Origin of the sequence: Herbaspirillum hiltneri N3 (assembly GCF_001267925.1) — a bacterium.
GTDB lineage: Bacteria > Pseudomonadota > Gammaproteobacteria > Burkholderiales > Burkholderiaceae_D > Herbaspirillum > Herbaspirillum hiltneri.
This window is the reverse complement of the sequence record NZ_CP011409.1, coordinates 4267617-4290730: the sequence shown is the minus strand read 5'-3', so window position 1 is coordinate 4290730 and position 23114 is coordinate 4267617. Positions and strand designations below refer to the sequence as shown.

General features: G+C 62.5%; 20 protein-coding genes. 8 read left to right on the top strand and 12 right to left on the bottom strand.

What is annotated here, in order from left to right; genetic code table 11:
- Positions 1-86: 86 nt before the first annotated feature.
- Positions 87-1262, bottom strand: a complete 1176-nt coding sequence (locus F506_RS19425) for an MFS transporter (protein WP_053200157.1) — start codon at positions 1260-1262, stop codon at positions 87-89.
- Between the two features lie 171 nt (positions 1263-1433).
- Between F506_RS19425 and F506_RS19420 the strand changes: the two genes are divergently transcribed.
- Positions 1434-2372, top strand: a complete 939-nt coding sequence (locus tag F506_RS19420) for a LysR family transcriptional regulator (protein ID WP_053200155.1) — start codon at positions 1434-1436, stop codon at positions 2370-2372.
- Positions 2373-2381: 9 nt separating this feature from the next.
- Here the strand turns inward: F506_RS19420 and dapA are convergent, their stop codons facing one another.
- The 5 genes from dapA to infA form a co-directional block, all read right to left on the bottom strand.
- A complete protein-coding gene (dapA, locus tag F506_RS19415) occupies positions 2382-3251 on the bottom strand; it encodes a 4-hydroxy-tetrahydrodipicolinate synthase (RefSeq protein ID WP_053200153.1) in 870 nt (289 codons plus the stop codon).
- Between the two features lie 301 nt (positions 3252-3552).
- The gene (locus tag F506_RS19410; protein WP_053200151.1) at positions 3553-4206 is read right to left on the bottom strand and encodes an HD domain-containing protein; all 654 of its coding nucleotides are present in this window, start codon (positions 4204-4206) and stop codon (positions 3553-3555) included.
- Positions 4207-4423: 217 nt separating this feature from the next.
- The gene (locus F506_RS19405) at positions 4424-4636 is read right to left on the bottom strand and encodes a cold-shock protein (RefSeq protein ID WP_053200149.1); all 213 of its coding nucleotides are present in this window, start codon (positions 4634-4636) and stop codon (positions 4424-4426) included.
- Between the two features lie 231 nt (positions 4637-4867).
- Positions 4868-5179, bottom strand: a complete 312-nt coding sequence (locus F506_RS19400; RefSeq protein WP_235471253.1) for a hypothetical protein — start codon at positions 5177-5179, stop codon at positions 4868-4870.
- A 25-nt stretch (positions 5180-5204) separates the two neighbouring features.
- On the bottom strand, positions 5205-5468 hold the full coding sequence (gene infA / locus F506_RS19395) for a translation initiation factor IF-1 (protein WP_007881321.1): 264 nt from the start codon (positions 5466-5468) through the stop codon (positions 5205-5207).
- Positions 5469-5930: 462 nt separating this feature from the next.
- On the opposite strand from infA, the gene F506_RS19390 reads away from it, so the two are divergent.
- Positions 5931-6185, top strand: a complete 255-nt coding sequence (locus F506_RS19390) for a DUF1488 family protein (RefSeq protein WP_053200147.1) — start codon at positions 5931-5933, stop codon at positions 6183-6185.
- 239 nt (positions 6186-6424) lie between these two features.
- Positions 6425-9028 (top strand): DbpA RNA binding domain-containing protein, encoded by a 2604-nt coding sequence (locus F506_RS19385; RefSeq protein WP_053200144.1) that lies wholly within the window; start codon positions 6425-6427, stop codon positions 9026-9028.
- 81 nt (positions 9029-9109) lie between these two features.
- Here F506_RS19385 and F506_RS19380 read toward each other — a convergent pair whose 3' ends face one another.
- The 3 genes from F506_RS19380 to F506_RS19370 form a co-directional block, all read right to left on the bottom strand.
- Positions 9110-10414, bottom strand: a complete 1305-nt coding sequence (locus F506_RS19380; protein ID WP_053200142.1) for an LLM class flavin-dependent oxidoreductase — start codon at positions 10412-10414, stop codon at positions 9110-9112.
- A 9-nt stretch (positions 10415-10423) separates the two neighbouring features.
- On the bottom strand, positions 10424-11398 hold the full coding sequence (locus F506_RS19375; RefSeq protein ID WP_053200140.1) for a sulfonate ABC transporter substrate-binding protein: 975 nt from the start codon (positions 11396-11398) through the stop codon (positions 10424-10426).
- Positions 11399-11519: 121 nt separating this feature from the next.
- Complete coding sequence (locus tag F506_RS19370; protein WP_053200137.1) at positions 11520-11951, bottom strand: hypothetical protein; 432 nt, start codon at positions 11949-11951, stop codon at positions 11520-11522.
- Positions 11952-12131: 180 nt separating this feature from the next.
- On the opposite strand from F506_RS19370, the gene F506_RS19365 reads away from it, so the two are divergent.
- From F506_RS19365 to F506_RS19355, 3 genes are all read left to right on the top strand, one after another.
- Positions 12132-12473, top strand: a complete 342-nt coding sequence (locus F506_RS19365; RefSeq protein ID WP_053200135.1) for a zinc ribbon domain-containing protein YjdM — start codon at positions 12132-12134, stop codon at positions 12471-12473.
- Positions 12474-12509: 36 nt separating this feature from the next.
- A complete protein-coding gene (locus tag F506_RS19360; RefSeq protein ID WP_053200132.1) occupies positions 12510-13559 on the top strand; it encodes an oxidoreductase in 1050 nt (349 codons plus the stop codon).
- Positions 13560-13716: 157 nt separating this feature from the next.
- Entirely contained in the window at positions 13717-15261 is a 1545-nt protein-coding gene (locus F506_RS19355) for a methyl-accepting chemotaxis protein (RefSeq protein ID WP_053201801.1), read from the top strand.
- Between the two features lie 97 nt (positions 15262-15358).
- Here F506_RS19355 and F506_RS19350 read toward each other — a convergent pair whose 3' ends face one another.
- The 3 genes from F506_RS19350 to F506_RS19340 form a co-directional block, all read right to left on the bottom strand.
- Positions 15359-17080, bottom strand: a complete 1722-nt coding sequence (locus F506_RS19350) for a methyl-accepting chemotaxis protein (RefSeq protein ID WP_053200130.1) — start codon at positions 17078-17080, stop codon at positions 15359-15361.
- 233 nt (positions 17081-17313) lie between these two features.
- The gene (locus F506_RS19345) at positions 17314-19032 is read right to left on the bottom strand and encodes a sensor domain-containing diguanylate cyclase (protein WP_053200129.1); all 1719 of its coding nucleotides are present in this window, start codon (positions 19030-19032) and stop codon (positions 17314-17316) included.
- A 44-nt stretch (positions 19033-19076) separates the two neighbouring features.
- The gene (locus F506_RS19340) at positions 19077-20402 is read right to left on the bottom strand and encodes an ABC transporter substrate-binding protein (protein WP_083458060.1); all 1326 of its coding nucleotides are present in this window, start codon (positions 20400-20402) and stop codon (positions 19077-19079) included.
- 437 nt (positions 20403-20839) lie between these two features.
- Here F506_RS19340 and F506_RS19335 point away from each other — a divergent pair, with 437 nt between their 5' ends.
- Both F506_RS19335 and F506_RS19330 read left to right on the top strand, forming a co-directional pair.
- Positions 20840-22063 (top strand): Bcr/CflA family multidrug efflux MFS transporter, encoded by a 1224-nt coding sequence (locus F506_RS19335; protein ID WP_053200127.1) that lies wholly within the window; start codon positions 20840-20842, stop codon positions 22061-22063.
- A 320-nt stretch (positions 22064-22383) separates the two neighbouring features.
- A complete protein-coding gene (locus F506_RS19330; RefSeq protein ID WP_053200125.1) occupies positions 22384-23070 on the top strand; it encodes a FadR/GntR family transcriptional regulator in 687 nt (228 codons plus the stop codon).
- The last annotated feature ends 44 nt before the right edge of the window (positions 23071-23114 follow it).

The following is a 23114-nucleotide window of genomic DNA, read 5'->3' as shown; positions in this document are numbered from 1 at the left end:
CTCGACAGATTGAGATAACGGTATGACGAAACCTGCACGCCTTGGTTCGCCGCCTCCTGTTGGCGATTTGTAACAGCGCGCCAGGTTCAGCGGCGATGTTGTCCGTATGCCAAGCAGGCGATCGTGGCGGAGAACAGCAATTGCAACAGGCACACCGCCGTCCAGCCGCCCAGCTTCCACGCAAATCCCGACAGCGCCGCACCGATCGCGCCGCCGATGAACAGGAGGCCGACGAACAGGCCGTTGAGACGACCGCGCAATTGCGGCGGCAGCAGGTTGATCTTGCGGCGTTCCAGCGTCTGGTCGGCGGCCACACCGCCGTCGAGCAGGATGGCGGCAACCCCCAGAAACACCAGCGCCATGCCGGCGTGCGCATGGACATCAAAGCCGCCCCAGCCGCTGCCGGCGACGCCCGCGATCAAGCCCGCTGCGAGCATCCCAAGATGGCTCAGATGGGAGGCCAGGCGCCCCCGTCCGCGATCGCCGGCGCGGCCCGCGAAGGGCGTCGCGCACACTGCGCTGGCGCCGACCAGCGCGAACACGGCGATGCCGCCTGCGCCGAGCGAAAAGGGTTCCTGCACCAGCAGCAAGGCAATCGTGGTCCAGTACGACATATACGCCGCCATGCCGAGCGCTCCGGTCAGCGCGCCGTATTGCAGGACAGGCTCGCTGCGCAGCAATTGCCACAGCGAGGCCAGGATGTCCCGGTAACGCGGGGTTTGTTGCGGATGACGCTCCGGCAATACGCGGCCCAGCACCAGCGCCAGCATCGCCACGATCAGCGCCAGCAAGCCGTACACCGCACGCCACCCCGCCACGCTCGCCAGCCATCCGGCCATCGGACGCGACAGCATGATGCCCAGCATCAGGCCGCTCATCACATTGCCGATGACACGGCCGCGATGCGTTTCTTCGCTCATGAAGGCGGCCATCGGCACCAGCATCTGGATCGCACTCGACAAGACGCCGGCCAGGAAAATCGCCGTCAGGAACAGCCAGGTGTGCGTGCTGAACATCGCCACGCCGAGACAGGCGGCGCAACCCGCCAGCAGCCGCACGATCAGGCGGCGATTCTCATGCAAGTCGCTGAGCGGCACGATCAGGAACTGGCCGCAGGTGTAACCCAGCAGCGGCAGCATCGCAATCAGGCCGATGGCGCCGCCGGGAATCTGCATCGCCGCGCCGATCGCCGCCAGCATCGGCTGCACGGCGTAGAGATTGGTGACGATGACGCCGACCGCTGCAGCGAACAGGAGCGTCATCGCTGCGCTCATTCGCGTGGAGGCTGCGGGGATATCGGCACGGTCTTGGGAAAGCTTGCTGCATTGTTCCATCGGGGCTCCTGGCATCACGGGTATTGCGGGAGGCCAGTATAGGCAGCGCATTATTATGCGACAATTGAATTATTGTCATAGATATTATGCGAGATTGTTTTGAACACGCGAGACCTGCAAGCCTACGTCGCCGTCATTGAAACCGGCTCCATCGTCGCGGCCGCCGCGCGATTGCATCTGACCCAGCCGGGCATCACGCGGCGCGTGCAAAGCCTGGAAAGCATGCTCGGGGTCGCGCTGCTGGATCGCCAGTCCAAGCCGCTCAAGCCGACTTCGGCCGGGCGCGACATCTACGATATGGGGCGCCGCGTGCTGGCTTCGGTCGACGACATGATGGATCGCGTGTCGCCGCAAGCCGGCGCGACCGGTGAACTTCGCCTGGGCGTGCCGCCGTTTTTGTCGGAAGCGGCCTTGACGACGCCACTCGATTGCCTGCGCACCGAATTCCCGAAACTGAGCGTGCGCGTGACCGCCGCCTGGTCGCCCGGATTGATGGAGATGCTGGAGAAAAACATCATCGACGCCGCCGCCATCATCGTGCCCGATGGGGTATCGCCGCCGGAGCGGTTCCAGGTCCACAAGCTGGGCCGCGAGCCTGCCCTGGTGGTGGCGGCGAAGTCGCTCAAGCTGCCGCGCGGCGAAGTTGCGCTGGCCGAATTGGCGCAGCATTCATGGGTGCTCAATCAGGATGGTTGCGGTTTGCGCAGCGCGATCCGGCTGGCCGTGGAAGCGCGGCGCCAGCCGTTTACGGTGGCCGTGGAAGCCTTCGGCGCCGAGTTGCAGTTGTCACTGGTGGCGCGCGGCGTGGGCATCGGCATCACCACGCCGAGCGCGCTCAAACGCAGCGCCTTCCGCAAACAGATACGCGTGCTGACGGTGCCGGAATTCGACAACGGCATGGGCGTCTGGCTGGTGCATGCACCGGGTTTGGCCAGCGGCAGGCTGGCCGCGCCGTTGCTGCGCTTTCGCCGCAGCCTGGCAGACATCCTGCGCGAGCAGGGCATCGCCAGCGGCGCTGCCGTTACCGGCTTGCCTTAACCCGGTCGGTTACAGGCAGCCGAGCCGCGACAGCTCACGGCGCAAGCGCTCGTGCAAAGCCGGCGAGCTGGCTTGCATCGGTGCGCGCAACTCGTCGCGCAGCATGCCCATCATCGACAGCGCGGTCTTGATCACGGCCGGATTCGGTTCGGCGAACAGCAGGCGGATCAGCGGCAGCAAATCGTAGAATTGTTCGCGTGCTTCGACCAGACGCTGCGCTCGCACCAGTTGCGCCACGCGCACGAACAGGTCGGGACGGATGTGCGCCGCCGCAGTAATCGCACCGCTGCCGCCGAGGCACAGCGTCGTAAAAATCTGTTCGTCTTCTCCCGCCATAATTTGCAAGCCGCCATGCGCGATCAGGTCCATGGTGGCCGCCGCATTGCCGCCGCAGTCCTTGACGGCGACGATGCGTTCGTGGCCGGCGAGCGCGAGGATGGTGGCGGCATCGATGTTGATGCCGCTGCGGTAGGGGATGTTGTAGATGATCACCGGTGCCTCGGCGGCATCGGCCATGGTCAGAAAGAACGCGCGCAGGCCTTCCTGCGAAGGGCGGATGTAATACGGCGCTGGAATTAGCAGGCCGGCGACCGGGCGTTGCTGGATTTTCTGCATCTTTTCCAGCATCGCGGCCTGGCGATTGCCGGCCAGGCCCATCGCCACCGGACAGCCGGGAACGGCGTCGAGAATGGCGTCAAGCACCGCGAGCTGTTCGCCGTCGTCGAGCGCGGCGGCTTCGGCAGTCGAGCCGCAGGCGACCAGGCCGGACACGCCGGCGTCGAACATGCTGCGCGCGAGCGCCTGCAAAGCGGGGAAATCGATCTTGCCGTCGTGGAAGGGCGTGACCAGGGGAATCCAGATACCGTCGAAAGAACGCATTGCTACTCTCCATGAAGATTACAGACCGTGAATGTCTGTCGGCAGGTGCAAGGAGAACTAGCGAGGGGAACGTGTCCGGTCTGCGTTGGCCATCCTGTCAGCCCACCTGACAGGACAGCGCGCCCCGGTCAGATGAGCGACTGTTTCTTTTGTTTACCGGCCGCAGCTGTGCGTGCGCGTACTCGTGCAGCCAGGGCGTACAGGCTGAGCGACAACAGGCAGGACAGGGCGGCGATGAACATGAAGGATGAATGCAAAGTAAAACGATGAATCGATTCTAGCAGCATTCCGCAAAATGGTTTCAGCTGCCTTCCCATTCCGACAAAAATCTTGAGCGGAAGTCGCGCAGCCATTGCATGCGCTGTTCAGCGAGGCGGCGCCCGGCACCGGTCTGCATGGTCGCAGGCAAGGTTTCCAGTTTGCAGGCGATATGGTCGAGCGCGTAGCGGCGGTCATCCAGTGCGCGATGTTCTGCGCGCGCGTCGCCGGCATGCGCCAGCTGGCTGCCCATGCGGCCGGCGGTATAGAACATGCGCGCCAGCCCGACTGCGCCGAGCGCGTCGAGACGATCAGCATCCTGCACGATCTGCGCTTCGATGGTGGTTGCTACAATGCCGGCGGAAAAACTGTGCGCCTCGATGGCGTGCGCGACGGCATCGAGTTTCTCCGACGGGAAGTCGAGTTGCTGCAAATGCCGGCGTGCAAGCTGCGCCGCTTGGCGTGAGGCAAGATGACGCTGCGGATCGTTCTTGGGCAGGTTAACGAGGTCGTGCAGATAGCAGGCGGCCTGCACCACCAGCGCATCGGCGTCGGGATAATCATCGAGCAGGATGCGGGCGGACTGCCAGACGCGATGCAGGTGGTTGATGTCGTGCGCGCCGTCGCTGTCGGCGTCGCTGGTCGCGCCGGCCAGTACCGCCAGTCGCGCGGACCAGTCTTGCTGAGGAAGATGCATGGATGTCGCCGGAGAAAATCACGGAATCGCGATGATAGCCGAAGCAGGCCGGCCCGGAATGCAACAAAGCCCGCCGTAGCGAGCTTTGTCATTCCGCAGAAACTGCGGCGCCGGGATTTTTCCATCGGCGGCCCATGCTATCTGCGTGGTGCCGCCGGTTTGTCGATCCCGGACTTGGATGCCGTGAAGACCAAGGTCCTCACGTCACATCACGCGATCAGATCGCTTTGATATTGGTGGCTTTTTCGCCCTTGGGACCAGTGCCGCGATCGAACGAGACGCGCTGGTTTTCGGCCAGGCTCTTGAAGCCGTTCGATTGGATGTCCTGGAAATGCGCGAACAGATCATCGCCGCCTTGATCAGGGGTGATGAAGCCGAAGCCCTTGGCATCGTTGAACCACTTGACCGTACCTGTTTGACTTGTAGACATGTTTTTACTTCCTTGAAAAAAATGAGGGACAACGCCCGAAGCGCACCCGAGACCAAGAAAGATGTAACCGAAGAGAGTCCGACAGAGGAGGCTCGCAAGCGAGCTCAAGAGGAGAGACCAACAATAACGACGACTTGATGTAAGTGCAAATTTGAATATACAGGTAAACCTGGGGATTACCTAAACATATCGAGATTTAATTCGCGACATGTCCGCATGCGGCAGCAGCGTTCAGCGATACCCGTATGTCGGCGCCGGTGTGCGTTGCTGCAGCTGAACGATCGCGCGCTGCAGGCGTTCCTCGGTGCGTTTGGTGCGGGAAGCATTGCCGGACGTGGTCAATTCCAGATCCGGAAAATACACGCGCACGGATTTCGCTGCGGTGATCAGATCGAGCCGGTGCGCATGTTCATGCGTGAGGTCGGCGCCGATATCCCAGACGCACTCGACCAGCTCGACTTCCAGCGCAGCCGCCAACGCCATCGCCTTGGCGGAAATCGCTGCAGCGCCGTTACTGCGCTCTATGGGTGTCGCGTTCGACATCGCAATCTCGTTGCGTACCGGGATATCAGTAGCGACGGCGTTGCTGTCCGCCACCGACCGGTCCGCGCTTTTCCAGATGACGGAAAGTGATGCGGCCCTTGCTCAGGTCGTAAGGAGACAGTTCGAGTGTGACTTTGTCGCCGGCCAGGATGCGGATATGGTTCTGGCGCATCTTGCCGGAGGTGTAGGCGATCAGTCGATGACCGTTTTCCAGGTTCACGCGGAAGCGCGAATCGGGCAGGACTTCTTCGACGAGGCCGTTCATTTCAAGTAATTCTTCTTTAGCCATGGTGGTTTCCAAATAAGGCGACCGGCAGGCGGCAGCTTGCAAAAGGCTGCAACAACATCCGCCGAAGATCGCAGAAAAAAGAGGCCGGTTACCGCTTGAGCGGACCAGTGCGGTTTTGTTTTTCGCCCGGAAGCAGCACCGCGTGCACGTGCAGACATGCGGAGAGACTTGGCGCCGGATGCACAATGTCGCCGGCGGCAGGACTGCTACAGAACGGGCCGCGTGCCGGAAAACTAGTGCAACGAGAGGCTGGCGCGGCCGGAAAGAGTGGAGACTGGCGATACGGCAGGCCGGTCTGGGAACAGGGCGAGACCGCCCAACGAGCCTCTATTATACATTGTCTGCAGTGAACCCGCCCAATCCTTCCGGAAGCCGCGCCGGCCCGGCGTGATCGCCGATTTTGATTGCTATTCGCCGGACTTACGCGCACTATGGGTGGATTATCCGATTAAAGGAAAAGCCATGTCGCAGTCTGTTACCGAAGTGAAATTGACCAACGCCGGCGTGATTTTTTCTGTATGCGTGGAGTTCGTCAACCGGGAGTGCTTCATCTCCAACGAAGCGCTGATCAAGCTGGCCTCGCAGATGTTTACGGCGATCGGGCCGATGCGCACTTTCCGCGAACTGGAAGCCAACATCACCGGCGTCGCGCGTCGCCTGGTGCACGCCGGAGTGCAAGGCTCGCCGCTGCAGCTGACACCGAACACTTTCCAGTAAATTCCCTCCGGGCGGGTGGTTTTTCCATCCGATTTTCGTCTGCCGCCCTGATTCTTGTTGCCGGGCATTGTTTGTCTCCCCGGCAACATCTCCACCTGCCATCGGTCAAGAAAGCGCCCGTTTCCACCGCCGGTGCGCGTTCTGCTGCAACTTAACATCGCTGAGCGCGTCACAAGCGGGTAAACTGCATCCCCATGCGGCCGCGCCCTGCGGTCCCAAAAAAGAACCAGTGAGTCCTCATGTCCGAAGCCCCCCTTCCCTTGTTTTCCGACCTCAATCTCAGCGAACCGCTGTTGCGCGTGCTGAAAGAGCTCGGTTACGAATCGCCGTCGCCGATCCAGGCCGCGACCATCCCCATCCTGCTGAGCAACCGCGACGTGCTGGGCCAGGCCCAGACCGGCACCGGCAAGACCGCCGCATTTGCACTGCCGATCCTGTCGCGCATCGATATCCGCCAGACTGCGCCGCAGGCGCTGGTGCTGGCGCCGACGCGCGAACTGGCGATCCAGGTGGCCGAAGCCTTCCAGCGCTACGCCACGCACATCCCCGGTTTTCAAGTGTTGCCGATTTACGGCGGCCAGAGCTACGGTCCGCAGCTGAGCGCCTTGCGCCGCGGCGTGCACGTCGTTGTCGGCACCCCCGGCCGCGTGATCGACCATCTGGACAAGGGTTCGCTCGACCTGTCGCAACTCAAGACCATGGTGCTTGACGAAGCCGATGAAATGCTGCGCATGGGTTTCATCGACGACGTCGAATCGATCCTGAAAAAGACCCCGGCAACACGGCAGACCACGCTGTTCTCGGCCACCATGCCGGCCGTCATCAAGCGCATTGCCAAGACTTACCTGCGCGATCCGGCCGAAGTCACCATCGCCGCCAAAACCGGCACCGCCGAAAACATCCGCCAGCGCTACTGGCTGGTCAGCGGCATGCACAAGCTCGACGCGCTGACGCGCATCCTCGAAGTCGAACCGTTCGACGGCCTGATCATTTTCTCGCGCACCAAGCTCGGTACGGAAGAGCTTGCCGGCAAACTGAAGGCGAGAGGGTTTGCCGCCGCCGCCATCAACGGCGACGTCCAGCAGCAGCAGCGCGAACGCACCATCCAGCAATTGAAGGACGGCCAGATCGACATTCTGATCGCCACCGACGTCGCTGCACGCGGCCTCGATGTGGAGCGCATCAGCCACGTCATCAACTACGACGTGCCTTACGATCCGGAAAGCTATACCCACCGCATCGGCCGCACCGGTCGCGCCGGCCGCAGCGGCGAAGCCATCCTGTTCATCACACCGCGCGAAAAGAACCTGCTCAAGAGCATCGAACGTTCGACCCGCCAGCCGATCACGCAAATGAACCTGCCGAGCGTGCAGGCCGTCAACGATGTGCGCGTGGCGCGCTTCAAGGAGCTGATCGGCGAGACGCTGGCAGCCGGCGAACTCGACGTCTTCCGTTCGCTGATCGAAGATTACGAGCGCGAAGAAAATGTCACCGCAGTCGACATCGCCGCCGCACTGGCCAAGATGGCGCGCGGCGACGTGCCGCTGCTGCTCGACAAGAACCAGCGCGAACCGGAGTTCGTGCGCAGCGATGACCGCGCGCCGCGCGAACGTCCCGATCGCTCGCCGCGTGCAGAACGTGGCGATCGTTCGGAACGTGCGGAGCGTCCAGGCTACGCACCCAAGGAGCGCATCGTGCGCGCCGCCGATCCCGGCATGCAGACCTTCCGCATCGAAGTCGGCCATCAGCACGGCGTCAAGCCGGGCAACATCGTCGGCGCCATCGCCAACGAAGCCGGCATGGATTCCAAGCACATCGGCCGCATCGAAATCTATGACGACTACAGCGTCCTCGACCTGCCGGACGACATGCCGCCAGACCTGATCGATCACCTGAAATCGGTACGCGTGGCCGGCCAGCAATTGCAGATCAGCCGTGACGGCGGCGTCAGCGACGCACCGCGCGCGGAAAGAAGCGAGCGCAAGGAACGTCCTGAACGCGCCGAGCGCACTGAACGTCCTGAGCGCACCGAGCGCGCGCGTCCGACCAAGGCCGATTTCGCTGCCCACACGACGCAGACTTACCGCATCGAAGTCGGTCATGAGCATGGCGTCAAACCGGGCAACATCGTCGGCGCCATCGCCAACGAAGCCGGCATGGACGCCAAGCACATCGGCCGCATTGAAATCTTCGACGACCACAGCGTGCTTGATCTGCCCGGCAACATGCCGGACGATCTGCTGCAACACCTGAAGAAGGTCTGGGTCGCCGGCCAGCAACTCAAGATCAGCGTCACTGACGAACGTCCGCCGATGCTGCGCGCCGAACGCGGCCCGCGCGGCGATCGTCCCGAGCGCGCCGAACCGGCTCCTGCCGCTGCGCCGGTTGAAGAGCCGCGCAAGACCAAAGGCAAGGAAAAAGGCAAGCCGGAATTCCAGATGCAGACTTTCCGCATCGAGATCGGCCGCGCCCATGCAGCGACCGCAGCCAGCATCGTCAACGCCATCGCCACCGAAGCCGGACTCGAAGCCAAGCACATCGGCCGCATCGACATCCATGACGACCACAGCACCCTGGATCTGCCGGCCGGCATGCCCAAGCCGTTGCTGCATCAGTTGAAAGTGGTCGAGATAGCCGGCCGCAAGATGAACATCAGCATCATCGGCACCGGCACCGAGCATCACGACAAGACGCCGGCGAAGAACTCCACGCCGCCCAAGGTCAACAGCAGCGCACGCGCCGGCCGTCCCGGCGACAAGCGTTCCGACAAACGCGATGGTCGCCCGGACACACGCCTGTCCGGTCATGCCAAGCCGCATCGCAAGGGCGGCAAGCCGGAGTAGCTCGCGGCAATTGGCACGATGAAATGAAAAACGGCGCGAAGCGATTCGCGCCGTTTTTCATTCATGCAGCGGCGGTCGTCGTCAGCGCAAATAACTGCGCAGGGTATCGCCCTCGTAATCCAGCCGGAATTGTCCGCGGCGTTGCAACTCCGGCACCACCAGATCGACGAAGTCGTCGAAGCCTTCCGGCAAATGCGCCGGCGTGATCACGAAGCCGTCCGCGCCTTGCTGCGCCACGATGTTCTCCATCCAGTCAGCCACCTCCGCAGCCGTGCCGGCCACCTGCGGCACCAGCACGCCGCCCGCGTACAGCCTGCCGATGTCGGCCAGCGTGAGACGGCCTTCGCTCGACAATTCCTTCACCAGTCCGAACAGGCCCTGCATGCCGGCCACCTGGATGTCGTCGATCGGCGCATCCGGCGCATGCGCCGAAAAATCCACGTTCATATGGCTCGACAAGGTCGACAGGCCGACGATGGGATCGACCATCGCATTGTGCTGCGCGCGCTTGTCTTCCGCCTCGGCCTTGCTCTTGCCGACGAAGGGCATGAGCGCGGTCAGCACCTTGATGTCGGCAGGCTGGCGGCCGAACTTGCCGGTGCGGCCCTTGAGGTCCTGATAAAAACGCTGCATGCGCGCCAGATCGGGCTGGATGCCGAACACCACCTCGGCCCAGCGCGCCGCAAAGTCCTGGCCGCGATGCGACGAACCGGCCTGGATGATCACCGGTCCACCTTGCGGCGACGCCGGAATATTGAGCGGGCCGCGCACGTTGAAATGCGTGCCGCGATGATCGATCGCATGGACACCGTCGGGATCGGCGTAGCGTCCGCTGCCGCTTTCCAGCAGCAGCGCTTGCGCATCCCAGCTGTTCCATAACTTGTGCGTGACCTCGAGGAATTCATCGGCGCGGTCGTAACGTTCGTCATGTCCCAGGGTTTCACGCAGGCCGAAGTTGTCGGCCTCGCCCTGGTTCACCGAGGTCACCACGTTCCACGCCGCGCGTCCCGCGGACAGATGGTCGAGCGTGGAGAACTCGCGCGCCAGGCTGTACGGTTGCGAGTAGGTCGTCGAGCGTGTGGCGCCGAGTCCGATGTGCGTCGTCACCGCGGCAATTGCACCGAGCACCGGCAGCGGATCCATGCGCGTCGCATCCTGGTCGCCGTGCGCCACGCCATAGCGATGGCTTCCGCCGAAGCGCGTCGACACCGCCAGCCGGTCGGCGAAAAACAGCAGGTCGAACTTGCCGCGTTCCAGCGTCTGCGCAATGCGCTTGTAGTAATCCAGCGTCAGGAATCCGCCTGGCGCGCTGCGCGGATGGCGCCACAGCACCTGGCTGTGGGCCGCATTGCCGGCGATCAGGAAGGCCGCGAGATGTATCGTCATCTGAGGCGCTTACAACAGTGCTTCGCCGTAAACCTTGTCCTTGACCTGCACCGGATTCTTGATCAGGTTGAGCTTGTAGAAGGCTTCGGCGATTTGCTGCTGTTCCTGGATGATGCCGGCGTCGATCGGCACCGTGGTGTAGTTGCGGCGTTCGGTCGCCAGGCGCAGCACCTTGGGATCGACGCCCAGCTGCGGCGCCAGCAGGTCGGCGGTTTCCTGCGGATGGGCCTGGGTCCAGTTGTTGGTCTTCTTCAGTTCGGCAAACAGGACGCGGATGATGTTCTTGTTCTGGTCGACGAACTTCGGCGCTGCCAGATGGAAGGTGCGGTTGTTCGACAGACCGGTGCCGTCGCGCAGGATGCGCGGGCGTGTCGAGATTTCCTGGCCGGCCAGGAAGGGATCCCACAATCCGGCCGCGTCGACGTTGCCGGACTGGAAAGCCGCGCGCACGTCGGCAGCGTTGGAGACATATACCGGTACGATGTCGTTGTAGCTGAGGCCGGCTTCCTCGAGTGCGCGCACCAGCAGATATTGCACGTTCCAGCCGCGGCCTAGCGCCACCTTCTTGCCCTTGAGCTCCTTGATCGAGCGGATGGCCGAGTCCTGCGCGACGAAGATGCCGATGCCTTTCGGATACGGTTGTTCGGCGGCGAGATAGACCGCGTTCACGCCCGAGGCGTTGGCGAACACCGATGGCGTATCGGCCGCGTGGCCGAAGTCGATGGCGTCGGCGTTGAGAGCTTCGGTCAGCTGCGGCCCGGCCGCGAACTCGAACCACTTCACCTTCCAGCCCAGCGGCGCCAGCACCTTTTCCAGGTTGCCGGTGCCCTTGAGGATATTGAGCGTGTTGAACTTCTGGTAGCCGATGCGCAGCGTGCGCTCTTCGGCGGCGTTGCTCCAGCCGGCGGCGCCGGCCAGTGCGGCCGCCGCGGCGCTCTGCAATACCAGGCGGCGTCTGTTCGATGTAGTGGATGCTGTTGTCATGTCTTGCCCCCGAAAAGTGTCAAGACGTCAAGACTAAACAAAGCGACGTTTCAGCAGAACGAATGCTTTCGATGATGCTTACGCGATTTCTGAATATATCGGCGTGGCAGAAGAACCGGACTCAGGCGCCGCCCAGCAGATCGTGGGCGTTGAGAATGGCGAAGGCGATGTCCGGATTGTTTTCCAGGCATTTGCGGATTGCCGCCGGTACTGCCTGGCGGGTTTTCTTGCACAGGCCGGGACGCTCTTCCAGCAGGATCAGGAAGCCGCGCACGGTGCGCACTTCGCGCGGACTGGGAGCAATGCGCAAGACCACGCCGAGTTGCTGGTAAAGCAGTCCGGCGACGTACTGCAAATCGTCGTAGCTGGAAATGCGCTCGATGCGTTCGAGCAGCCTGCGCTCCTGCTCCTGGGTCAGCATCAGCACGCGCACGTCGGTGTCGGGGTTGGTCGCGGCGCTGTCGAGCAGGCTCTCGCGATCGCACACGCAAGCGCCCGGCGGGCACTCCTTGCGCAAGCGATGAACGGGAATATGGGAAAGCGACTGCAGCATGCCAACTCCTGCCTGAAAACATTCAACGACGATGGGCGGAACGCATCTCACGCTTATCGGTTTATCCGGTGAAATTCGTTCCAGTATAGCGGGCTAGTGCGGGAGAAGCATGGCCGGGCGGTATACTGTGCGCTTGGCGGCACGCATCCGGCGCGCCACCGCATCGTCACGAAAGTCATCATGAGCACCTTGCCCCCCTGTCCGCAATGCCAGTCCGAATTCACCTACGAAGACGGCGCCCTGTATGTTTGCCCCGAATGCGCCCATGAGTGGCCCATCAAGCCCGCCGAAGCGGAGGAGGACAGCGGCAAGGTCTGGCGCGACGCCGCCGGCAACATCCTGCAGGACGGCGATACCGTCACCGTGATCAAGGACCTCAAGCTCAAGGGCGGCGGCGGTGTGGTCAAGATCGGCACCAAGGTCAAGAACATCCGTCTTGTCGACGGCGACCACGACATCGATTGCAAGATCGATGGTTTCGGCCAGATGGGCCTGAAGACCGAGTTCGTCAAAAAAGTCTGAGAACCTGTCCACGATCTTAGAACCGGGAGCGCATCCATGTCCGAGAAATTGAAGCTGGGTTTGATGGGCTACGGCTTTGCCGGCAGCACTTTCCACGCGCCGGTGATCGCCGGCAGCGGGCGTACCGCGCTTGGGGTGATCGCCACCTCGCAGGCCGGACGCGCTCGCGCCGATTATCCCGAGGCCGACATCGTGCCGGACTTCGATGCATTGATTGCACGCGACGACATCGCTTGCATCGTCGTCGCCACGCCCAACGACACCCATTTCGATCTGGCGCGCCGCGCCCTGGAAGCGGGCAAGCATGTCGTGGTCGACAAGCCGGTCACCTTGTCCGGTGCCGACGCGCAAACACTGGCGCGACTGGCGGCACAGCGCGGGCTGCTGTTCGCGCCCTTCCACAATCGCCGCTGGGATGGCGACTTCATGACGCTGCGCACGCTCATCGCGGACGGTGCGCTCGGCCGCGTGACGCATTTCGAATCGCACTTCGACCGCTTCCGCCCGGTCATCCCGAAACGCTGGCGCGAAGAAGCGGCGCACGGCGGCGGGCTGCTGTTCGACCTCGGCCCGCATCTGATCGACCAGGCGCTGGCCTTGTTCGGGGCGCCGCAGTCGCTGTCGGCCACCGTGCGACAGCAGCGCGACAACGCGCAGGTGCCGGACTACGTCCATTTGCAATTGCACTACGCCGACAAGGAAGTGGTGCTGCATGCCAGCGCGCTGAGCGCGTTGCCGCCGCCACGTTTCACCGTGCACGGCACGCGCGGCAGTTATCTGATCAACGGACTCGACGTTCAGGAAGATCAGCTGAAGGCAGGCTTGCGTCCGGGCGATGCCGGTTTCGGCAAGAATCCGCCGGGATGGCTGCGGCAAGCTGACGGTGATCAGGACCGGCAGGGCGAACATGCCACCCTGGACGGCGACTACGCCGGCTTCTATCGTGCGCTGGCCGACACGCTGCTGGACGGCAAGCCGTTCCCGGTACCGGCGCAGGATGCGATCGATGTCATGACCATCATCGACCTGGCGCTGCGCAGCGACGCCGAAGGCATACGTGTGCCGTTCACGCGCGGGGAACGCTGAACAGATCGTCTCGAATGCTGCTGCGCAACAGTGTTGCTTTCGCCCAAACTTGTGTTTGCCATACCGGAAAAACGCGGTAATCTGCATCAGGGTCCGGACCAGAACCGGCACCAGGGAAACATAAACACAACGACAGTGCGCGGGGATGACAGCCATCATGAAACAACTTTCCAACATGCGGATTTCCGGTCGCCTGATTACCGGTTTTGCCATCGTCCTGCTGCTGGCGATTATTTCCACCACAACAGGGCTGGTCAACGCCAAGCGCAACTCCGACGCCACCCGCTCCATGATGGAACTGCCGCTGGCCAAGGAGCGCCTGGTGGCCGACTGGTTCGTCCTGACGTATTCGGCGATCGCGCGCACCTCGATGATCGCGCGCAGTTCCGACGCCAAGCTGTCGGAGACCTTCAAGGACGTCATCGCCGCCAGCGTGGTATCGGGCAGCGGCATCATCAAGAAGCTTGAACCGCTGCTGAGCTCGGATGACGAGAAGGCCTTGTTCAAGGAGATTATCGCCGCTCGCAACAAATACCAGGCCGCCAAGGAACTGGTCATGAATTCGCGCAAGGCTGGCGACGCCGATGCCGCCGAAAAAGCCTACAAGGACGCCTTCGATCCCGCCGCCAGATTTTATTCGGACAAGGTGCACGCCCTACTCGACATGCAGCGCAATGCCATCGATCGCATGGCGTCCGACATCGACAAGACCAATGCGCGCGGGATGCAGCTGATGCTGTTGCTGGGCGTACTGCTGGTCGGCATCAGCGTGGTTGCGGTGCTGATCATTTCGCGCAGCATCACCAGGCCACTCAAGCGCGCGCTCGACGTCGCGCGCATGGTCGCCGCCGGCGACCTGACCGCCCACATCGAGAAACAGGGCAAGGACGAGATCGCCGAACTGATGCAGGCGCTCGACGAGATGAACACCGGCCTGCGCAAGATCGTCTCTGAGGTCCAGATCGGCACCGATTCGATTTCCACCGCCGCCAACGAAATCGCCTCCGGCAATTTCGACCTGTCGTCGCGCACCGAACAGCAGGCCGGCTCGCTGGAAGAAACCGCCGCCTCGATCGAGCAGCTCACCTCCACCGTCAAGCAGAATGCCGAAAACGCGCGCCAGGCCAACCAGTTGGCGCAGAACGCTTCCGACGTTGCAGTCAAGGGCAGCGGCGTGGTGTCGCAAGTGGTCGATACGATGGGCGCGATCAACGAGTCCTCCAACAAGATCGTCGACATCATCAGCGTCATCGACGGCATCGCCTTCCAGACCAACATCCTCGCCTTGAATGCGGCGGTGGAAGCAGCGCGCGCCGGCGAACAAGGCCGCGGCTTCGCGGTGGTGGCGTCGGAAGTGCGCAGCCTGGCGCAGCGCTCGGCTGCGGCCGCCAAGGAAATCAAGGCGCTCATCGGCGACTCGGTGGAAAAAGTGGGCTCCGGCAGCAAGCTGGTGGAGCAGGCCGGCGCGACCATGAGCGAGATGGTGGAGAGCGTCAAGCGCGTGACGGCGATCATGAGCGAAATCGCCACCGCCAGCCAAGAACAAAGCCAGGGCATCGAACAGATCAACCAGGCCGTCACCGAAATGGACAACACCACGCAGCAGAACGCCGCGCTGGTGGAACAGGCTTCGGCGACGTCGGAACTGTTGCAGACGCAAGCCGGCAAGTTGGCTGAAGCAGGGCGGCACTTCAAACTGTAAGCGGCTGCAAGAAATAAAAAGGGCGCCCGATGCAAGTCGGGCGCCCCTTTTTTCAGCGTGCGATCAAGATTTCATGATCGCATCTGCTCGCTGCGGGTCAGAATGTTTCCCAGTCATCGGGGTTCTCCTTGATCGCCGCCGGGCGCGGTTGAGGCGCTACGATGGCGCGGGCTTTCGGCTTATCGTCGCGCGTCGATGATTGCGTGGCAGCGATGACCGGACGCTGCGGCGTAATGTTCCGCGGCGGTGCTGCCGTTTTCGGAGCGGCCGCCACCGCGTTGGCGTCGAGTTTGAACACGCTCACCACCTGTGCCAGTCTGGCCGCCTGCTCCTGCAGCGAACCGGCCGCCGCCGCCGCCTGTTCCACCAGCGCCGCATTCTGTTGCGTGACCTGATCCATCTGCGTAATGGCGTGGTTGACTTCGCCGATGCCGGTGCTTTGTTCCTGCGTGGCCGAGCTGATTTCGGCGACGATGTCGCTCACGCGTTTGACGCTGCTGACCACCTCGGTCATGGTCTTGCCGGCTTGCTCCACCAGGCGTGTGCCCGAACCGACCTTGTCGACCGAGTCGTCGATGAGGGATTTGATTTCCTTGGCCGCCGAGGCCGAGCGTTGCGCCAGGCTGCGTACTTCCGACGCCACCACCGCGAAGCCGCGGCCTTGTTCGCCGGCGCGCGCCGCTTCCACTGCGGCATTCAAGGCAAGGATATTGGTCTGGAAGGCGATGCCGTCAATGACGCTGATGATGTCGACGATGCGACGCGACGATTCGTTGATCGCACCCATGGTGTCGACCACCTGGCCGACCACGGCACCGCCTTCGACCGCGACACTGGATGCGGTCAGCGCCAATTGATTTGCTTCGCGCGCATTGTCGGCGTTTTGTTTCACGGTCGAGGCCAGTTGCTCGATCGCCGAGGCGGTTTCTTCCAGCGAGCCGGCCTGCTGTTCGGTGCGCGAAGACAGGTCGAGATTGCCGGTGGCGATTTCGCTGGAGGCGGTGGCGATGGTGTCGGCGCCGCTGCGCACTTCGCGTATGGTCTTGAGCAGGTTTTGCGACATGTCGTGCAGGCCTTGCAGCAACTGGCCGATTTCATCCTTGCGATCCACCACGACATGCATGCTGAGGTCGCCGGCTGCGACTGCGGAAGTGGCCTGCACGGCGCGGCGCAGTGGCCGTGTGATGCCATCCGACAGGCGCCACGATGCGATGATGCCCACCAGCAGCGCCAGCACGCCCACCGCAATCAGGATTGTGCGGCCCGAGCGGTACTGTTCATCGACAATCGCCGCGTTGCGATTGATGACATCGCGCTGATGCGTCGCGACGGCATTCACGCGTGCGGAATATTCCTTCATGGCAGGAATCAGTTCGTTGTCCAACCCCGCCAGCGCAGCCGCCTCGTCGCCGCCTTCCTTGAGTTTGATGAGCTTGTTGCGCAAGTCGTTGTAGACCTTGCGTTGCACCAGCAGGGAGTTGAACAGCTTGCGCCCTTCATCCGACTTGATCAGCTCGTCGAGCTGCTTCTGGACTGCACTGGTGCGATCGACCGTGCCGGCCATCTGGTCCTTGAAGAACTTTTGATGATCGGCGTTGTTGCTCTTGATGACCGCGAGCGTGCGCACGCCGTTGGCGTCGATGTTGGCGGCCCATTCGGACGCCAGCCGTTCTTTCTGCAAGTCCAGCGCGATCATGGTGGCGGTGCGGCCGCCGATATCCTGCAGTCGCCAGACGCCGACGATCGTCATCAACGCCAGCAAGGACAATACCAATGCAAAACCCAGACCCAGGCGCGAGCCGATGCGCATATTTTTCATTTGATTTTCTTTCGTCTCAATATTGTTTTTTGTGCAACCTGCATGGGAACGCACTCGGGGGGATCAAATGTTCCCAACATTGCATCCTAGTCCGTCGGCATGGCCGGCAATCCGTGGAAAAGGCCGGGAAATAAGTTCCAGTTAAGGACCTTTATGTATGGCTGCCGGCATCGCATTGCAGCAAAGTTGTCGGCTTGTTCACATCGCGGCAGATCGCTGCCGGAGATTGGAGATCATCCCGTCGCGCCGGCAGGATCGCTCAGCGCCACGCGGTTGCGGCCAAGTGCTTTGGCCTGATACAGCGCGACGTCGGCCAGCCGCAGCAGCGTGTCGGTGCTCATGTCTTCATCGACCTGAACGGCGGTGACGCCGATGCTGCAGGTGACGCAGCCGAACGGTGAATCCTCATGCGCGATCTGCAGGGCGGCAACGGCATTGCGGATATTCTCGGCGAGCTGCATGGCATTGGCGCTGTCGCTTTCGGCCACGATCACGGCGAACTCTTCGCCGCCGTAACGCGCCGCCAGGTCGGTAGCGCGGCGCGAGCTGGTGCGGAGCACGCGGGCGATGGCGCGCAGGCAATCGTCACCGGCCAGGTGGCCGTAGCGGTCGTTGTAATTCTTGAAATAATCGACGTCGAGCATCATCAGCGCCAGCGGTTTCTGAGAGCGCACCGCGCGCCGCAATTCCCCGCCCAGTGCCTCGTCGAAACGGCGCCGGTTGGCGATGCCGGTCAGGCTGTCGGTGGCGCTCAGCGCTTCCAGCTGATGGTTGGCCTGTTCCAGTTCACGCGTGCGTTCGGCCACCAGTTCTTCCAGACGCTCGTTGTGCTGATGGACCTTGCTGGCCATCTCGTTGAAGCGCTGCGACAGCACCGCGATTTCATCCCGGCCTTCGTAGTCCATTCGGATCAGGTAATTGCCGGTGCGGGTCGCTTTCATCACGCCGACCAACTGCTTGAGAGGCAGCGAGATGCTGCGCGCGATGATGAACGACAGCACCAGCGCCAGGATGAAGCACAGCACGCCGATGGCGATGATCTTGTTGCGGATCGAACGCACTTCGGTGTTGAGCGCATTGAGCGGCGTGATGTTGACCACCATCCAGTTGGTGTGCGGCACCGGCGCGAAAGCGGCGAGCTGCTGCTTGTTGTCGCCGTCACGGTAAGACACGAAATTGTCGCGGCCCTCTGCCACGTTGCGGGCAACGGCGACGACCAGGCCTGACTCCGGCGCATTGCCGTCGGCAGCATTGGCGCTCACGATGACATGGCCGTCGCGGGCATCGATCACCAGCATGCGCGAACCGTATCCGAGGTTGACCGATTCGAAGATGCGCGAGAAGTGCAGCGGGCGCAAGCCGACGAACAGCGTGCCGGCGACGCGGTTGTTGCTTTTGAACAGGATGTCGCGCAGCATCACCACGCTGTTCTGCCCGGCGGCAGTGCTGTAGACGTCCCAGTAGGGACGGCCCTTCATGTCGGGAGCATCTTCGGCGAAGCGCGCGACGCCGTCGCCGAGCTGGGCGAACACCTGCGGATCCATGATGCGGTGGCGGCGGTCGAGCACGTATTTCTGATTGACGTATTCGAAGGAGCCGTAATTTTCCAGCAGCAGGCGGATGATCTCGCCATGCCCGGCGGCGCGCTCGGCAGGGTTCTTGCTGTAGTAGCCGGCGAGCGCATTCTGCATGCGCTCCGACATCGCCAGTTCTTCGCTCGAGGATTCGATCTTCTCGATTTGCTGGAGCATGTTCTGCGCTACTTGCTTGACCAGTTCGGCGGCGAAGATGCGCACCTTTTCCTGCGAGGCGCTGCTCGATTCGCGATACGCCACGATGCCGGCGATCACCAGCGGCAGCATTGACACCAGCAGGAAGGAATTGATCAGCCGATAGCGGATCTCGATCCGGCGCAGCAGCTTGAGCGACAGCAGGTCGAGCATCTTTCTCATGCGGCGGCGTCCTTCCGGCGAAGTGCGGGTGCGCGGCTCATGGCTTACTTGTTCTCCGTGCGCGCTTCATGGCGGATCGACCTGTCGAGCGTCAGCGCCGCCTGCCGTGGCGAGGTCTTGCCGAACAGGACCGATTGCAGCAGCGGATGCAGCAACTCGATGGTATTGGTCGGCAGGTAAGAGTAATAAAGCGGCGCCGTCAGCGGCGCCTGCGTCACCTGACGGACGTAGTCGACGATCAGCGGGTCGCTCACCACCTTGCCGCTGACCTGCTTGAGCGGCGGGATGTTCTGGCGCTTGTTCTGCTGGATCGCAAATCCCTTGCCGTAGATGAACTCGAGGAACTGCAACGCCGCCTTCTTGCGCGGCGTGTCGCACACGGCGAAACCGGTCTCGCTGCCGACCACCGGCACCACTGTCTTGCCGCGCGCGTTCCAGGGCGGCACGAACACGCCGGTGTCGAAATCCTTGCCGTGCATCAGCGCGCCCGACGACCACGTCCCCTGGAACGCCATCGCCGCCTTGCCGTCGGCGAACAGCCGTATGCCTTCGTCATAGCTGGTGTTCATGAAGCCGCGCTGCAGGTACCCCTTGTCGGCGATCAGCTTGATCCGGGCGAAGATGTCGACGGCGTCGCCGTTGGCGAGGTCGAGGCTGCCGTCGGCGATACGCTGTTTCCAATCGCGCGGATGGTGCGCCGCCACGCCGTTGGCGAAGCCGAAACTGAACGGCCCGTTGGCCAGCGTGTTGGGAAAGGCGCCGGTCCAGACCATCGGCGTGAAGCCGGCTTTCCTGAGTGCGGCGCAGGCCGCCAGGAATTCTTCGAAGCTGGTCGGCGGTGCGGCGATGCCGGCGCGTCGGAACATTGCCTTGTTGTAGTAGATCAGCGTCGCCGCAACGCCGCCGGAAATGCCGAAGCGCTTGCCGTGCCGGCTGGTCCAGTCGGGTTTGAGCGATTCCAGCATGTTGTTCCAGGCCGCAGTCTCGCCGAGATCGGTCAATATGCCCTGTTCCGCCAGCTCGGCGCTGTAGGCGTTGGGATTGACCGAGACCAGGTCGGGCAAATTGCGGGTGGCGATCTTGGGCTTGAGGTTTTCTTCGACTGAATTGCCGATCATGAATTGCACATCGACGCTGATGTTCGGATGGGCGCGATGGAATTCGTTGGCGATGCGATGCATCTCGTCGGGCCAGTCGGGCGCCCACACCAGTGCCGTGATCTGCGTTTGCCCCAGCGGGGTTGGTCCGGAAGAGACCGTGTCGGCATCCTGTCCGCACGCCCCCAGCAAGCACAGCAGGAAAGCAGGAAGCAACCGGGTGACAGGGAACATGGCCCGCGCGGCGATTCTTGTTATTCTTCCCTCACTCATGAATCTTCCTGAAGCTTCCCCAAAGATACGGCTCAAAACATTCTGAGTAGTACGAGAGTGTCGGTCAAACAAGCAATTCTGACGGCATCTCATGTGAATTATTGTCGATGATCAGTGTGCCATCTTTTTGGTTAATTGCTGAATGAATGTTGAGTGATCATCAAAAAAAAGATTGCGAGAGCCGTAACTGCCGGTCGTGCCAGGATCGCGCGGTACCAATCCGGAATGTATCGCGTGTCTGGTGTTGCCGCATTGCCGTACCGCAATCGTCGCCTGAAGGAATACCCGTCAGCCGGTATAATGCGGCATGCGCGTTTTCCTGCGCGCCACGCTTCTCCTCTCATGTTCCGATCGTTCCCAGCCTTGTCTTCTTATGCCGGCCATCAACAAGGCCATCAATAAGCCATCGGCCGGATTCGGACTTTTGTACTTTCCTCATGCAAACAGATTCTTCGCCTTTTCAGGGCAAACGTCTTCCCGGCTGGTTGATCCTGATGGCCGCGCTGACGGCGATGGGCGCCTTGTCGATCGACATGTACCTGCCCAGTTTTTCCTTCATCGCCAAAGACCTCGGCGTGGCCAGCAGCACCATCCAGCTGACGCTGTCGACTTTCCTGAGCGGGCTGGCGCTGGGACAGATGTTCTACGGCCCGATCAGCGATCGCTTCGGCCGCAAGCCGCCTTTGTATTTCGGTATCTGCCTGTATGTGCTGTCCTCGATCGGCTGTACGTTTGCCCCCAACATTGAAACGCTGCTGGTGCTGCGTTTCTTCCAGGGCCTGGGCGGCAGTTCCGGCATGGTGATCCCGCGCGCCGTGGTGCGCGACAAGATGGGCGCCGACGGCGCGGCGCGCGCGTTCTCGATGCTGATGCTGGTGTTCGGCCTGGCGCCGATCCTGGCGCCCTTCATCGGCGGCCTGTTGCTGACGTTTTCGACCTGGCGCGCGATCTTCGCGACGCTGACCGTATTCGGCGGGATCTGCCTGATCTGCACCCATCGCGTGATGGAAGAAACACGCGACCAGGCGCACGTGGTGCCGCTGCATCTTGGACGCGTGCTGCGGCAGTATCTCGGCCTGTTGCGCCATCGCCAGTTCATGGCCTACGTGTTGTGCGGCGGCCTGATTCAGGCCGGTCTGTTCGCCTATATTTCAGGCGGCCCGTTCGTGCTGATCGAATTGCACGGCATCAAGCCGCAGAACTTCGGTTTCGTGTTCGGCGCCAACGCCATCGGCCTGATTGCCTGTTCGCAGATCAATGCGCGCCTCGTGCTCAAGCGCAGCGCCGACCGCGTGCTCGGCAAGATCATCTGGATTCCCGCGATCCTGACCACCATCGTGGCGGTGCTGGTGGCCTGCGGTTATGAAAGCCTGCCGCTGCTGCTGATCGGCTTCTTCGGTTTCCTGTCGTGCCACGGTTTCGTCGGTCCCAACGCCTCGGCCATCGCACTCGCGCAGCAGGGCAAGCAAGCCGGCACGGCGGCGGCGCTGATGGGCACGCTGCAGTTCGGCATCGGCATGCTGTCGGGCGTGATCATGGGCGTGTGGCACGACGGCACCGCCTTGCCGCTGACGACGCTGATGGCGGTGTGCGGCATCAGCGCGCTGCTGTTGTACCGCTACGTTGCGCGCCACACGATGCAGGTCCCGCGTCCGGCCTGACGTTCTTCTTCTTCTCCGGTGACGATGCCAGTTGGCTGATCGTCACTGGGCGCAAGAATCTGCGCCCGGTCGTGCAGGACGCATTCTCCATTTTCCATTCGGAAGGCGTGCACGCTTAGCGATCCATCGCTGCATGAAATTTGTGCAGCGGTGTATTTCGGCGCATCTTCGCTACCGCTGCCGGCGTCCGAAAACACTCCCTCGCATTCTCCCGCAACCGCCGTCACCGCTGCGCAACCGACGTTTCAGCGGACAGGTGGCATGTCAATTGCTATATCGCCTCTAGCGGTCTGACCAGTCAGACCAAAAAGGGGAAACCGATGAGCATGCCCAATATTGCCGCACAAACCTTGCAGCGCCAGATCCTGTCCGGGACGTACAAGACCGGACAGATGCTGCCGGGCCAGCGTGATCTTGCCGAGTCGCTCGGCATCAGTCGCGCATCGTTGCGCGAAGCACTGTCGATGCTGGAAGCGCTCGGCTTCATCCGCGCCATGCCCGGCAAAGGCACGCTGGTGACGTCGGGGCGCAGCAGCGCAGCCAACGCGTCTGCGCGCAGCGGCGCGGCGCTGCCGTCATCGGCCGAGCTGCAATCGACCTTCCAGCTGCGCTACGTCTTCGAACCGGCCGCCGCCGCGCTGGCTGCGCGAGTCATCAACACCCACACCACGCCGCGCTTGTGGGGTGTGCAGGCGCGCTTTGAAGACGCGCTGAAAAACGTCGACCTGGTCGGCGCCTCGCAAGCTGATCTCGAATTCCACCAACTGATCGCGGAGCTGTCCGGCAACGGCGGGCTGCTGCAAGTGGTGCGCGATTTCGAAACGCGCATCAGCCACAGCCAGCGCCTGCCGTTTGCTGATCACTCGCGCATCTGGGAAACCGCCGAAGAACATCGCGCCATCGCCGCCGCCATTTCCGCCGGTGACGCCGAGGGCGCCCGTGCCGCCATGCAACGCCATTTGCTGCAGACCGCCGCGCGCGCCGGCATCGAGTTCCTCCAGCCCTGATCACCCGAATTCGCCTGATTTTCTTTGTACCGACCTCAAGCCCG

What these genes read in the sequence shown, in the direction of transcription:
- F506_RS19425 (WP_053200157.1), bottom strand. Translation starts at nt 1,262, where the DNA reads ATGACGCTCCTGTTCGCTGCAGCGGTCGGCGTCATCGTCACCAATCTC.
- dapA (WP_053200153.1), bottom strand. Translation starts at nt 3,251, where the DNA reads ATGCGTTCTTTCGACGGTATCTGGATTCCCCTGGTCACGCCCTTCCAC.
- F506_RS19410 (WP_053200151.1), bottom strand. Translation starts at nt 4,206, where the DNA reads ATGCATCTTCCTCAGCAAGACTGGTCCGCGCGACTGGCGGTACTGGCC.
- F506_RS19405 (WP_053200149.1), bottom strand. Translation starts at nt 4,636, where the DNA reads ATGTCTACAAGTCAAACAGGTACGGTCAAGTGGTTCAACGATGCCAAG.
- F506_RS19400 (WP_235471253.1), bottom strand. Translation starts at nt 5,179, where the DNA reads ATGTCGAACGCGACACCCATAGAGCGCAGTAACGGCGCTGCAGCGATT.
- infA (WP_007881321.1), bottom strand. Translation starts at nt 5,468, where the DNA reads ATGGCTAAAGAAGAATTACTTGAAATGAACGGCCTCGTCGAAGAAGTC.
- F506_RS19390 (WP_053200147.1), top strand. Translation starts at nt 5,931, where the DNA reads ATGTCGCAGTCTGTTACCGAAGTGAAATTGACCAACGCCGGCGTGATT.
- F506_RS19385 (WP_053200144.1), top strand. Translation starts at nt 6,425, where the DNA reads ATGTCCGAAGCCCCCCTTCCCTTGTTTTCCGACCTCAATCTCAGCGAA.
- F506_RS19380 (WP_053200142.1), bottom strand. Translation starts at nt 10,414, where the DNA reads ATGACGATACATCTCGCGGCCTTCCTGATCGCCGGCAATGCGGCCCAC.
- F506_RS19375 (WP_053200140.1), bottom strand. Translation starts at nt 11,398, where the DNA reads ATGACAACAGCATCCACTACATCGAACAGACGCCGCCTGGTATTGCAG.
- F506_RS19370 (WP_053200137.1), bottom strand. Translation starts at nt 11,951, where the DNA reads ATGCTGCAGTCGCTTTCCCATATTCCCGTTCATCGCTTGCGCAAGGAG.
- F506_RS19365 (WP_053200135.1), top strand. Translation starts at nt 12,132, where the DNA reads ATGAGCACCTTGCCCCCCTGTCCGCAATGCCAGTCCGAATTCACCTAC.
- F506_RS19360 (WP_053200132.1), top strand. Translation starts at nt 12,510, where the DNA reads ATGTCCGAGAAATTGAAGCTGGGTTTGATGGGCTACGGCTTTGCCGGC.
- F506_RS19355 (WP_053201801.1), top strand. Translation starts at nt 13,717, where the DNA reads ATGAAACAACTTTCCAACATGCGGATTTCCGGTCGCCTGATTACCGGT.
- F506_RS19350 (WP_053200130.1), bottom strand. Translation starts at nt 17,080, where the DNA reads ATGAAAAATATGCGCATCGGCTCGCGCCTGGGTCTGGGTTTTGCATTG.
- F506_RS19345 (WP_053200129.1), bottom strand. Translation starts at nt 19,032, where the DNA reads ATGAGAAAGATGCTCGACCTGCTGTCGCTCAAGCTGCTGCGCCGGATC.
- F506_RS19340 (WP_083458060.1), bottom strand. Translation starts at nt 20,402, where the DNA reads ATGAGTGAGGGAAGAATAACAAGAATCGCCGCGCGGGCCATGTTCCCT.
- F506_RS19335 (WP_053200127.1), top strand. Translation starts at nt 20,840, where the DNA reads ATGCAAACAGATTCTTCGCCTTTTCAGGGCAAACGTCTTCCCGGCTGG.
- F506_RS19330 (WP_053200125.1), top strand. Translation starts at nt 22,384, where the DNA reads ATGAGCATGCCCAATATTGCCGCACAAACCTTGCAGCGCCAGATCCTG.